9 protein-coding genes are annotated in these 12,526 nt (G+C 64.3%); 6 read left to right on the top strand and 3 right to left on the bottom strand.

Annotated features, from left to right (window positions below; genetic code table 11):
- Positions 1–134: 134 nt before the first annotated feature.
- Positions 135–797 carry an STM3941 family protein gene (locus JQ621_RS11405; RefSeq protein ID WP_212234706.1) on the bottom strand — a complete coding sequence of 221 codons (663 nt, stop codon included), beginning with the start codon at positions 795–797 and terminating at the stop codon, positions 135–137.
- 282 nt (positions 798–1,079) lie between these two features.
- Between JQ621_RS11405 and JQ621_RS11400 the strand changes: the two genes are divergently transcribed.
- From JQ621_RS11400 to JQ621_RS11375, 6 genes are read left to right on the top strand one after another with little or no spacing between them, the layout of a single operon-like run.
- Positions 1,080–3,929, top strand: a complete 2,850-nt coding sequence (locus JQ621_RS11400) for a bifunctional transaldolase/phosoglucose isomerase (protein WP_212234704.1) — start codon at positions 1,080–1,082, stop codon at positions 3,927–3,929.
- Positions 3,930–3,941: 12 nt separating this feature from the next.
- Complete coding sequence (gnd, locus tag JQ621_RS11395; RefSeq protein WP_212234702.1) at positions 3,942–4,940, top strand: phosphogluconate dehydrogenase (NAD(+)-dependent, decarboxylating); 999 nt, start codon at positions 3,942–3,944, stop codon at positions 4,938–4,940.
- A 29-nt stretch (positions 4,941–4,969) separates the two neighbouring features.
- Complete coding sequence (zwf, locus tag JQ621_RS11390) at positions 4,970–6,481, top strand: glucose-6-phosphate dehydrogenase (protein WP_212234700.1); 1,512 nt, start codon at positions 4,970–4,972, stop codon at positions 6,479–6,481.
- On the top strand, positions 6,481–7,230 hold the full coding sequence (gene pgl, locus JQ621_RS11385; protein ID WP_212235023.1) for a 6-phosphogluconolactonase: 750 nt from the start codon (positions 6,481–6,483) through the stop codon (positions 7,228–7,230). The genes zwf and pgl overlap by 1 nt, the downstream gene beginning before the upstream one ends.
- A complete protein-coding gene (locus tag JQ621_RS11380; RefSeq protein WP_212234698.1) occupies positions 7,217–7,747 on the top strand; it encodes a gluconokinase in 531 nt (176 codons plus the stop codon). Before pgl ends, JQ621_RS11380 begins: the two co-directional genes overlap by 14 nt.
- A 25-nt stretch (positions 7,748–7,772) precedes the next feature.
- Positions 7,773–8,585, top strand: a complete 813-nt coding sequence (locus JQ621_RS11375; protein ID WP_212234696.1) for an HAD family hydrolase — start codon at positions 7,773–7,775, stop codon at positions 8,583–8,585.
- A 92-nt stretch (positions 8,586–8,677) separates the two neighbouring features.
- Here the strand turns inward: JQ621_RS11375 and JQ621_RS11370 are convergent, their stop codons facing one another.
- Together JQ621_RS11370 and malQ are read right to left on the bottom strand one after the other, a co-directional pair.
- On the bottom strand, positions 8,678–10,480 hold the full coding sequence (locus JQ621_RS11370) for a glycoside hydrolase family 15 protein (protein ID WP_212234694.1): 1,803 nt from the start codon (positions 10,478–10,480) through the stop codon (positions 8,678–8,680).
- A gap of 30 nt (positions 10,481–10,510) precedes the next feature.
- Complete coding sequence (gene malQ, locus JQ621_RS11365; protein ID WP_212234692.1) at positions 10,511–12,487, bottom strand: 4-alpha-glucanotransferase; 1,977 nt, start codon at positions 12,485–12,487, stop codon at positions 10,511–10,513.
- Positions 12,488–12,526: the final 39 nt, after the last annotated feature.

Genomic DNA, 12,526 nt, shown 5'->3' with positions numbered 1-12,526 from the left:
ACTTGCCTGTAATTTGTGCGAATCTTTGTCTATCTTGGCGTATTTCCACGAATTGTCACTGGCTCGCCACATCCGGGCAATACCGGTGCCGAGCCTCTCCGGCACTGCAACATCACGATTTGCGAGCGGCAAACTTATGACGCTCGCGCGGCGACGCCTTGGCTGCGGCATTCATCTTCCTGCTGCAATGCGGTGGGTTGACTGGTTGCCGCAGCCTGGTGGCTTGCAGCATGACAGTCGCGGCAAGCCCGCAGCAGTGGGTCAAAATCGGTCGCCAAACCTTCGGGCCGGATGACGATCCGATCGGTCCGGACACCGCGCGCGGCCGTGCGGATGCAGGAGAGCTGCCGCTGCAAGGCCGGCGTCGGGGTCAGCACAATCACCTTGTGACCGCGGCACTCCTCAGCCGAAACATCCGCAATTGAGTCCCACAGCAGAAATTCATTACCGATCCGCAAGTCGCGGATGCCGTAGTTGGTGAGGATCACGACCGACCCGCGCTCCGCCGGCAGCATCCAGATCAGCCACGCGGTGACCGGGCCGAACAGCGCGACGCCGAGGTAGCCGATCGTCGGATCATAGGGAGCTATGTCGCCCCACCAGTCGAAAGCAAGGCTCGCGCTCAGCAGCGTCAGCGCGAACCCCGCCGCGACCAGCAGCCGCAGGCGCGTCACGCATTGACTGATTTCGAGATCGTGAGATGCATCGATCAAGACGGCCGGCGCGATCGGCTGCCTCCTATCGGCGACCACAGCGCCATCAGGATGTGCGTGCATGCTTTCCCCCAGCATGGCCATTTGCGACCGAGCCAACGATGTCCGGCGGACGGCCGTCCGCCGAAGACACTCCGTGACGCGACAGATTGACCTCACGCAACAAGACCTGGCCGAACGTCCAATTTTTATTGCGCAAAACCGCAACTGCCGCCTGGATCGTCATGATCGCGACGGAGTTACACTGGGACTATGACGCTGATACCCTTGATTGGTTCCCTCCCGGGAGCATGTTAGCTACAGGATAGCGCGTCAGGACCGGCGCGGAAACCCCCTCCGCCCGCAGGCTTGGAGATAAAAAGCACCATGAATCCCGTCAAAGAACTGGAAAAGCACGGACAAGCGGTCTGGCTCGACTTCCTGGCCCGCGGCTTCATCGCCAAGGGCGATTTGAAGCGGCTGATCGACACCGACGGCGTCAAGGGCGTCACCTCCAACCCCTCGATTTTCGAAAAGGCTATCGGCAGCTCGGACGAGTACGACGCGCCGATCGGCAAGGCGCTGAAGCGCGGCGACCGGACCGTGGCCGATTTGTTCGAGGCGGTCGCGGTCGAGGACATCCAGGCGGCCGCCGACGTGCTGCGCCCGGTCTATGACAAACTCAAAGGCCATGACGGCTATGTCAGCCTCGAGGTCTCGCCGTATCTGGCGATGGACACCGCTGGCACGGTCACTGAGGCACGGCGGCTCTGGAAGGACGTGGGCCGCAAGAATTTGATGGTGAAGGTGCCGGCGACGCCGGAGGGCCTGCCGGCGATCGAGACGCTGATTGGCGACGGCATCAGCATCAACATCACGCTGCTGTTCTCCAAGGCGGTCTATCTCCAGGTCGCCGAGGCCTATCTTGCCGGTCTCGAAAAATACGTCGCCGGCGGCGGTGACCCCTCGCATGTCGCGAGCGTGGCGAGCTTCTTCGTCAGCCGCATCGACAGCGTGGTCGACAAGCAGCTCGACGAGAAGATCGCTCGCGCCAACGACCCGTCGGAGAAGGAGCGCCTCGCCGCACTGAAGGGCAAGGTCGCGATCGCCAACGCCAAGGTCGCCTATCAGGACTACAAGCGCCTGTTCTCGGGTCCGCGCTGGGACAAGCTCGCCGCCAAGGGCGCCAAGCCGCAGCGCATGCTGTGGGCCTCGACCGGCACCAAGAACAAGGACTACAGCGACGTGCTCTATGTCGAGGAGCTGATCGGCCCCGACACCATCAACACCGTACCGCCGGCAACGCTCGATGCCTTCCGCGACCATGGCAAGCCGCGCGACAGCCTCGAGGAGAATGTCGAGGACGCCACCCGCGTGCTGGAAGAGCTGGAGCGATCCGGCGTCTCGCTCGACGCGATCACCGAGGAGCTGGTCAAGGACGGCGTCAAGCAGTTTGCCGATGCCGCCGACAAGCTCTACGGCGCGGTCGCCCACAAGCGCGCAACCGTGCTTGGCCCCGCGATCGACCGCCAGCAGCTTTCGCTGGGTGAAGGGCTCGGCAAGGCCGTGGCCAAGAGCACCGAGGAATGGCGCGCATCTGCAAAGATCCGCAGGCTGTGGCAGCGCGACAAGTCGGTCTGGACCGGAACGGACGAAGACAAATGGCTCGGCTGGCTCGACAGCGCGGCGAACGCCGACGTCGCCGACTATGAGGACTATGCGAGCCGCGTGAAGGGCCAGAAATTCTCCGACGCCGTCGTGCTCGGCATGGGCGGTTCGAGTCTCGGGCCCGAGGTGCTGGCCGAGACCTTCCCGAGAAAGACGGGCTTTCCGAAGCTGCATGTGCTCGACTCCACCGACCCGGCGCAGGTGCGGGCGATGGAGGCCAAGATCGACATCGCCAACACCGTTTTCATCGTCTCCAGCAAGTCCGGCGGCACCACCGAGCCGAACGCGATGAAAGACTATTTCCACGAACGCGTCGCGCAGGCGCTCGGCCCGAAGGCCAGGACCGGCTTCCGCTTCATCGCGGTGACCGACCCTGGATCGTCGCTGGAGAAGGCCGCCAAGAAGCTGAACTACGCCCGCATCTTCCATGGCGAACCGTCGATCGGCGGCCGCTATTCGGTGCTGTCGCCGTTCGGCCTGGTGCCGGCGGCCACGGCCGGCATCGACGTCAAGACCTTCCTCAAGCATGCGCTGTCCATGGCGCGCTCCTGCGGACCGGACGTGCCGCCGAGCGAGAACCCGGGCGTGCAGCTCGGCCTCGCCATGGGCCTTGCCGGCCTGGAAGGCCGCGACAAGGTGACGATCCTGTCGTCGAAGAAGATCGCCGATTTCGGCGCCTGGGCCGAACAGCTCATCGCGGAATCGACCGGCAAGGAAGGCAAGGGCCTGATCCCGATCGCCGGCGAGCCGCTGGGCGATCCCGCGGTCTATGGCACTGACCGCTTCTTCATCGATATCAGGACCGAAGGCGAGGCAGATGCCGGCCATGACGCGAAGCTTGCTGCAATCGAGGCGGCCGGTCATCCCGTCGTGCGCATCGTGATGAAGTCGATCGATCATCTCGGCCAGGAATTCTTCCGCTTCGAGATGGCCACGGCCGTTGCTGGCTCGATCCTCGGCATCAATCCGTTCGACCAGCCCGACGTCGAAGCGGCCAAGATCAAGACCCGCGAGCTCACGTCAGCCTATGAGAAAACAGGCGCATTGCCGGCCGAAGAGCCCGTGGTCACGACCGCGGAGTTCGACCTTTACACCGACGACGCCAATGCGGCCGCGTTGCGCACGATGGGAGCCAATGGCGACCTGACGTCCTGGCTGAAGGCGCATATCACGCGCTCGCGGCGCGGCGATTATTTTGCCCTGCTCGGCTACATCGCGCGCGACAAGGCCACGATCGATGCGCTGCAGGAGATGCGCTCGGCCGTGCTCGAAAAGCGGCATCTCGCAACGGCGGCCGAATTCGGCCCGCGATTCCTGCACTCCACGGGTCAGGCCTATAAAGGCGGGCCCGACAGTGGCGTGTTTCTCCAGATCACGGCCGATGACGCCAAGGATCTTGCGGTGCCGGGCCAGAAGGCAAGCTTTGGCGTGATCAAGGCGGCGCAGGCCCGCGGCGATTTCGACGTGCTCACCGAGCGCGGCCGACGCGCGCTTCGGGTGCATCTGAAGGGTCCGCTGAAGAAAGGTCTTGCGGCGCTCAACGCGGCGCTCAACGAGGCACTGAATTAAGGAAATATCTCAATGCAACTCGGCATGATCGGCCTCGGCCGGATGGGCGGCAACATCGTTCGCCGCCTGATGCGCCATGGACATTCGACCGTGGTCTATGACAAGGACGCCAAGGCCGTCGCCGGTCTTGCGGCCGACGGCGCGGTCGGCTCGGCGACGCTGGAAGAATTCATCTCGAAACTGGAGCGGCCGCGCACGGCCTGGGTGATGCTGCCCGCGGGGCGCATCACGGAAGCGACCATCGAGACGATCGCAGGCGTGATGCAGGAAGGCGACGTCATCATCGACGGCGGCAACACCTTCTGGCAGGACGACGTTCGCCGCGGCAAGGCGCTGAAAGCGCGCGGCATCCACTATGTCGACGTCGGCACCTCGGGTGGCGTCTGGGGCCTCGACCGGGGTTATTGCATGATGATCGGCGGCGAGAAGCAGGTCGTCGACCGGCTCGACCCGATCTTCGCAGCACTCGCGCCCGGCGCCGGCGACATTCCGCGCACGGAGGGACGCGACGGACGCGATCCCCGCATCGAGCAGGGCTACATCCACGCAGGCCCGGTCGGCGCCGGTCATTTCGTCAAGATGATCCACAACGGCATCGAATATGGATTGATGCAGGCCTATGCCGAGGGTTTTGATATTCTCAAGAACGCCAATATCGAGGCGCTGCCAGCGGACCATCGTTATGAGTTCGATCTCGCCGACATCGCCGAGGTCTGGCGGCGCGGCTCGGTGATCCCGTCCTGGCTGCTCGATCTCACCTCGACCGCGCTCGCCGACAGCCCGCAGCTCGCGGAATATTCCGGCTTCGTCGAAGATTCCGGCGAAGGCCGCTGGACCGTCAATGCCGCGATCGACGAGGCCGTGCCGGCCGAAGTGCTCACCGCCGCACTCTACGCACGTTTCCGTTCCCGCAAGGAACACACCTTCGCCGAAAAACTTCTCTCCGCGATGCGCGCGGGTTTCGGCGGTCACAAGGAGCCGAAGCAGCCGGACGCTTCGAAGCCCAAATAAGAACTCGATCAAGCGAAGGCCATCAGTTCGTGACAAAAGACCCGCAAGCCAAGCGCAAGCCGGAAAATTGCGCTTTCGTCATCTTTGGCGTGACCGGCGACCTCACCCACCGCCTGGTGATGCCGTCGCTCTACAATCTGGCCGCCGAACATCTGCTGCCGGAAAAATTCTGCGTCGTCGGCGTCGCCCGCAAGAGCCAGTCCGACGACGAGCTGCGCGACAGCCTGCTGAAGGGCCTGAAGCAATTCGCAACGCGGCCGGTGGACGATGACATCGCCCGGAAGCTGCTGGAATGCGTGACCTTCGTCGAGGCCGATCCGAAGGATCCGCCCTCGTTCGATCGCCTGCGCGAGCATCTGGATTCGCTGGAATGCGCGCAGGACACCGGCGGCAACCGCCTGTTCTATCTGGCGACGCCGCCGGCCGCGTTCGCCCCGACCGCGCGCGAGCTCGGCCGCACCGGCATGATGAAGCAGAACGGCGCCTGGCGGCGGCTGGTGATCGAAAAGCCTTTTGGCACCGACCTCGCATCGGCCAAGGCGCTCAATGCCGAGCTCCTGAAGATCATGGACGAGCACCAGATCTACCGGATCGACCATTATCTCGGCAAGGAGACGGTGCAGAACATCCTGGTGCTGCGCTTTGCCAACGGCATGTTCGAGCCGATCTGGAATCGCAACCACATCGACCACATCCAGATCACCGTGGAGGAGAAACTCGGCGTCGGCCATCGCGGTGGCTTCTATGACGCCACCGGCGCGCTGCGTGACATGGTGCCGAACCATCTGTTTCAGCTGATGTCCCTGGTGGCGATGGAGCCGCCGGCGCGCTTCGACGCCCATTCCGTGCGTTCGGAGAAAGCCGAGGTGCTGACCTCGATCCAGCAGCCGAACCACGAGGAGGCGCTGAGAAACTCGGTTCGCGGGCAATATCTCGCCGGCCGGATCGGCGACGACGAGATCGCGGACTATTGCAAGACCGAGGAGGTCAAGGCCGACAGCACCACCGAGACCTATGTCGCGCTGAAGCTGATGATCGACAATTGGCGCTGGGCCGGCGTGCCTTTTTATCTACGCACCGGCAAGGCGCTGGGTCACAAGCGGACCGAGGTGGCGATCAAGTTCAAGCAGGCGCCGCTGTCGATGTTTTCGGGCACGACGATCGACCGGCTCTCGCAGAACTTCCTCACCATCGGCATTGCGCCGACCGAGACCATCGAGCTTCAGTTCAATGCCAAGATCCCAGGGCCCAGCATCACCATCGACGGCGTCGAAATGAAGTTCAAATACGGCGATTATTTCCGGGCCGATCCTTCGACCGGTTACGAGACGCTGATCTACGACTGCATGATCGGGGACAATATCCTGTTCCAGCGCGCCGATGGCATCGAGGCCGGCTGGGCCGCGGTGCAACCGTTCCTCGACGCCTGGAAGAGCGCGGGCAGCAATGGCATCGAGACCTATGAGGCCGGCAGCGACGGCCCGGCCTGCGCCGACGAGCTGCTGCGACGCGACGGCCGCAGCTGGCGGAAATTCTCGTGATGGTGGCGGCGAGCGAGCCGAAGCTGATCGTCGTTGCCGATGCCGAGGCTCTTGCGCAAGCGGCAGCCGAGCGGGTGGTGGCTCGGATGGTGGCCAATCCCGGCAGCATCGCGATCTGCCTCACCGGCGGCTCGAGCCCTAAAAAGCTCTATCAACTGCTCGGCAGCGACGCCTGGCGCGGCAGGATTCCGTGGGATCGCGTGCACTGGTTCATCGGCGATGAGCGCTTTGTCCCCGAGAGCGATCCCCTCAACAATATGGCGGTTGCCCGCGCCGCGTTTCTCGACCGCAGCGCGCCCTCGGGCCATATCCACCCGATTCCGACAATGGTTGAAAATCCGGACGAGAGCGCGGCGGCCTATGCGCACGCGCTTCAGGCCTTCTACGGATCGGATCGGCTCGATCCATTGCGGCCGCTGTTCGATCTCGTCCTGATGGGCGCAGGTCCCGATGGCCACACCGCCTCGCTGTTTCCAGGCTATCCCGCCATCGAGGAGACCACGCGCTGGGTCGTTGGCGTGCCCAAGGCCAATGTCGCGCCCTTCGTGCCTCGGGTCTCGCTGACGCTTCCCGTGCTGGCCTCCTGCCGCGAAATGCTGTTCGAGATATCAGGGCACGACAAGCAGCCGATCTTGACGCGCCTCCTCGATGGCGAGACTCTGCCGGCCAATCGCGCGCGCTCGAATGGTGAGACCATCTGGCTGGTCGATAGGGGCGCGCTTCCGGAGGGAATTCGTGGGCCGCGTTAAAGCTCCTTGTGCGTTGATCGTGATGGGCGTGTCGGGCTCGGGCAAGAGCACGGTTGCGGAATTGCTCGGCAGGCGTCTCGGCTGGCGGTTCGAGGACGGCGACAGTTTTCACCCCGCGAGCAATGTCGAGAAGATGCGCGCCGGCCATCCCCTCACCGACGAGGACCGCTGGCCCTGGCTCAACGCCATCGCGGACGAGATCGCGCGGGTCTGCGGGCGCGGCGAGCACGTGATCATCGCCTGTTCGGCGCTCAAGCACACCTATCGCGATGTGCTGCTGCGCGGGCGCGGCGATGTCCGCTTCGTGTTCCTGAAGGGCACGCAGGAGCTGATCGCCGACCGGCTCGCCAACCGCAAGGGCCACTTCATGCCGCCCGGGCTGCTGACCAGCCAGTTCAACACGCTGGAGCCGCCGGATGCGAGCGAGCATGTCATCACGGCGTCGATCGACGAATCGGTCGAGGCCATCGTCGATGGCATCATGCGGCAGCTGAAAATCGACGGCGGAAAACGCTGAGGCCTGTAAACCCTGGGGTACTGCCATGACGAAAATCTCACTCGTGGTCTCCGACGTCGACGGCACCCTGCTCACCAAGGACAAGACGCTGACCGATCGCGCGCGGTCCGCGGTGCAGCGGCTGCATCAGGCCGGCATCGGCTTCACCATCACCTCCAGCCGCCCCGCGATCGGCATGCGATTCCTGATCGAGCCGCTCGCGCTGTGGCTGCCGGTCGGCCCGTTCAACGGCTCCTCGATCGTCGATCCCGAGATGAATCCGGTCGAGCAGCATCTGATCCCCCGGCATGCAGCCGAACGGTCGTTGCAAATCCTGCGCGAATACCGGGCCGACATCTGGCTGTTCACCGCCGACGAATGGCTGATCGACAACCCTGATGGAAAATACGTCGGGCACGAGCAGCACACGATCCGCGCCGACCCGACCATCGTGACGGACTTCACGCCGTACCTCGCCAGCGCCTGCAAGATCGTCGGCGCCAGCGCCGATGCGGCCGGCCTCGAGGCCTGCGAGAAGGCCATGCAGCAGGCGCTCGGCAGCGAGGCGACGGCCGTCCGCTCGCAGACCTATTATCTCGACATCACCCCGCCCGGCTTCGACAAGGGCACCTTCGTGCAGGCGATGGCCAAGCGCCTCGACATTTCCCTGGATGCGGTCGCCACCATCGGCGACATGCAGAACGATCTTGCGATGTTCCGCGTCAGCGGCACCTCGATCGCCATGGGCAACGCCACCGACAGCGTCAAGGACCAGGCCACCAACGTCACCGCGAGCAACGAGCAGGATGGTTTTGCCGAGGCGATGGAGATGATTTTGAAGCGGAATGGGGTGGGTTAGCTAGCGCCAGAAGGCTTTCGCCCGCCGCGCGTTGTTCACCTCTCCCCGGCGGCGAGAGGTGAAGCCCGCCGGGCACCGATCAACCTCGCGTCTCATGACTTCGACCGCTGCATCGCCGGCTTGTCGCTGGCATGCCTTGCCGCTGAGAGATTATGCGCGGTGTTGATCAGCGCGATGTGGGTCAGCGCTTGCGGGAAGTTTCCGGTCTGCCGGCGCGCGATGGAGTCGTATTCCTCGGCCAATAGCCCGACATCGTTCGCAAGCGCTGCGACGCGATCGAACAGCGCCTGCGCCTTGTCAAGGTCGCCTGAAAGCACGTGGGCGTCGGCAAGCCACAGGGTGCAGGCCAGGAACGCGCCCTCGATCGGCTGCTTCTCCTCGGAGATCTCCCGGGGATCGTGCCTGAGCACGAAGCCATCACGCATCATGTGTCTTTCGACCGCCGCGATGGTGCCGCGGATGCGCGGGTCGTCGGCCGCCAGGAAGCCGACCGCCGGCAACAGCAGGAGGCTGGCATCGCACAGTTTCGAGCCATAGGACTCGAGGAAGGCACCCTCATCCGCGTCAAAGCCCTTGCTACAGACGTCGCGGTGGATGGCCTCGCGCAAGGCGCGCCACTGCAATAGTGGCGCCTTGAAGCCAAAGGTCTCGGCGCTCTTGATGGCGCGGTCGAAAGCGACCCAGGTCATCACCTTGGAGAAGACGTAGTGCCTGGGCTGCCCTCGCCGCTCCCAGATGCCATGATCGGGCCGGTCCCAGACTTCGGCGAGATGATCGAGCACCGCGCGTTCCAGCGCCCAGGTCTCGTCGTCGAGCTTGAGCCTGGCCATGCGCGACTGATGGAAGGCGTCGATCAATTCGCCGTAGACGTCGAGCTGAAGCTGCGCATGCGCGGCATTGCCGACGCGCACCGGCTTGGCACCCTCATAGCCATCGAGCCAGCCCGCCTCCCATTCCAGCAGCCGCCGCTGTCCCCAGATGCCGTACATGATCTGCATATTGGCGGGCGACCCGGCTGCCGCACGCAGGAGCCAATTGTGCCAGGCCGAGGCTTCCTCGGTGTAACCCGAATTCATCAGCGCCAGCAGCGTGAAAGTGGCATCGCGCAGCCAGCAGAAGCGGTAGTCCCAGTTCCTGGCACCGCCGAGCTTTTCCGGCAAGGACGCGGTCGGTGCGGCGACGATGCCGCCGGTCGGGCCAAAGGTGAGCGCCTTGAGCGTGATTAGCGAGCGCATGACGAGGTCGCGATATTCGCCGTCATGCGTGGAGCGGCTGGACCATTCCTGCCAGAACTTCTCCGTCTCCTGCAGCGCGATCTCCGGGTCGATCGCCTCAGGGGGATCGAGATGCGATGGGCCGTAGGTCAGCACGAACGGCACGGTCTCGCCGGCCTTCACCTCGAACTCGGCGACCGTCGTCAGATCCTCGCCACGCGTCTCGACCGGCGTGCGCAGCACGGTCATATCCTGGCCGGCGACCGCGAGGAGCGAATGATCGATCCGCCGCACCCAGGGAATGTCGACGCCGAAGCCGAAACGGATCACGAGTTCCATCCGCATCTTCACCGTGCCGCGGATTCCGCGCACCAGGCGAACGATGTCGGAGGCTTTGCCGCGCGGCGGCATGAAATCGATCAGCGCGACGATTCCGTTCCCGGTCTCAAAACGCGTTTCGAGGATGAGGGTGTCGCCGAGATAGCGGCGTGAGATGCAGGTCACGTCCTCGCCCGGCGCGACGAGCCAGCGGCCGTTCCTGTGCGTACCCAGGATCGCAGCAAAGCAGGCGTCGGAATCGAAGGCCGGCCAGCACAGCCAGTCGATCGAGCCGTTACGTCCGACCAGCGCTGCGGTCTCGCAGTCGCCGATCAGCGCATAGTCCTCGATCTTCTCTGACAATGGTTTGCGAGCCTGAAAAATACCCGCGCATCAACTCCCGCCGGCCAGCGAACGTTCCCGCGTCGCCGCCTTCAAAGCCGGAAGATCGACCTTGGAGGCGATCTTGTCGAGCGTCACAGGCAGGCGCTGGCGCCAGTTCGGATGCTCGTCGATCGTTCCGGGAATGTTGGGCTGGTCGATCACGCCGAGCAGATCTTCCATCGACACCGCAAGCAGCCGCGATGGCGTCCGCGACAGGAAGCCGAGCACCGAATAGAGATCGTTGGTGGTGATGCCATTCTGGCGCAGGATCTGGTCGAGCGCGCCGAGCGCGTCCCAGCGCGCCTGCTCGTTCTCGCCGGGATCGAGGCCGAGCGAGAGCTTCATCCTGAGATCGCTGAACGAGCGCCAGCCGGCATAGGTGCAGAGGTCATGCGTGTTCAGCGTCACCAGCGCGTTCGGCCGATAGTGGTCGATGTTGCGGAAATGGCCGGCATCGTCGCGCTCGAACATCATGACGAGATAGGACCAGATGCCGAAATCCTGCATGGTCTCGCGAAAGCCTTCCGGCACGGTGCCGAGGTCTTCGCCGATCACGATGCATTTGTGCGTGACGCTCTCACGCACGACCGCGGCCAGCAGCGCTTCGAGCGGCATCTGCACATAGGCGCCGTTGTCGGGCTTGAAGCCGCGCGGCACCAGATAAAGCCGCTTCAGCCCGAGCACGTGATCGAGCCTGATCGCGCCGGCATGGCGCATCGAGGCGGCCACCATGTCGGCGAACGGCACGAAGGATTGCGCCTCCAGGCCACCTGCATTGAAACCGGCGAGGCCCCAATCCTGCCCGACGGTGTTGAGCACGTCGGGCGGCGCGCCGACTGCGAGATGGCGCGAAATCGCCGCCTGCTCGTTCCAGGCATCGAAACCATTGGACTGCACACCGACGGCGACATCGAGATAGAGCCCGACGCGCATGCCGAGCTCGGCGGAGAGCTCCTTGGCCGCGTGCAATTGACTATCCGCCGTCCACTGCACGAATTCGACGAACTCGATGTCGTGCCTGTCGGGGCCACTGCGCAAGCTCGCGCATTTGGCATCGTCCGGCTGCTGCCATTCCAACGGCCATTCCCACCACGGCGACACGAAGCGGTGGCGCAACACCTCGAAACAGGCAAAGCGCGACAACAACGGCCCGCGGTCCGCGCGGAAGGCATCGAACTGGTTGCGACGAACGCCGGTCGCGGTCTTCACGAAACTGTCAAAGGCGGCACGGAGGCCCTGCCATTTGAGCGCCGCCATATCGGCATAGGGAACACGATCGCCTTCACGCAGCCGCGCGGCAGTCGCGGCCGCATCAGGGATGAGGCCGGCCGAGAATTCCGGGATGGCCTCGACGTCGATATAGAGCGGATTGAGAAACAGCCGGCTGTTCGGCGAATAGGGGCTGCAGTCGGCCGGATGGTCGTCGAACAGGACATGCAGCGGATTAAGCCCGACGCCGTCGGCGCCAAGTTGCTTGGCGAGCCTGACGAGGCCCGAAAGATCGGTGAAATCGCCGATGCCCCAATTGCGATCGGAGCGGACGCTGTAGAGTTGCACGGCGAGCAGCCAGCCGCGGTCGAAATCGCCGCCAAAGGCCCGCTCGGGTGCCACGATCATCGGCACCTCCTCGCTCGCGCCTGCCGCGTCGGTCAGGGTCAGCCGGTGATAGCCGAACGGCAGGCCGGCGGGCCAGGCAATCACCGGCTCACGCGTCTCGCCTTGCCCGATCACATCAGGTTCGCCGATTTGGCCGCTGCCGGTGATTTTCCATTGCAGCGGCGGTGTGCCGATAGCCGCAAGCTCGGTGCGCGGATGACCTAGCGCGCGAACCACGACCGGCCCGCTGACGAAGCGATAGACCCGCTTCTCGGGCAGCGCGTCGAGGATGGATTTGAGCGCCTCGGGCGCGGTGACCCGCAGCTTTCCAAGGGCATCGACGAATTCGGACTGAACGCCCTTGGTCCGGGCTTGAGCTAAAAGATCCATTCGGCACGCAGCTTGCAAGCCTTCATCAGGCCGGGGTCA

The sequence above is a fragment of the Bradyrhizobium manausense genome, from assembly GCF_018129685.1.
GTDB lineage: Bacteria > Pseudomonadota > Alphaproteobacteria > Rhizobiales > Xanthobacteraceae > Bradyrhizobium > Bradyrhizobium manausense_D.
The sequence above is the reverse complement of the archived record's forward strand: the minus strand, read 5'-3'. Positions and strand labels throughout refer to the sequence as shown.

Bases quoted from the DNA above. Each gene is read 5' to 3' on its own strand.
- pgl (WP_212235023.1), top strand. From the start codon at position 6,481: ATGGTGGCGGCGAGCGAGCCGAAGCTGATCGTCGTTGCCGATGCCGAG.
- malQ (WP_212234692.1), bottom strand. From the start codon at position 12,487: ATGGATCTTTTAGCTCAAGCCCGGACCAAGGGCGTTCAGTCCGAATTC.
- JQ621_RS11375 (WP_212234696.1), top strand. From the start codon at position 7,773: ATGACGAAAATCTCACTCGTGGTCTCCGACGTCGACGGCACCCTGCTC.
- JQ621_RS11400 (WP_212234704.1), top strand. From the start codon at position 1,080: ATGAATCCCGTCAAAGAACTGGAAAAGCACGGACAAGCGGTCTGGCTC.
- gnd (WP_212234702.1), top strand. From the start codon at position 3,942: ATGCAACTCGGCATGATCGGCCTCGGCCGGATGGGCGGCAACATCGTT.
- JQ621_RS11405 (WP_212234706.1), bottom strand. From the start codon at position 797: ATGGCCATGCTGGGGGAAAGCATGCACGCACATCCTGATGGCGCTGTG.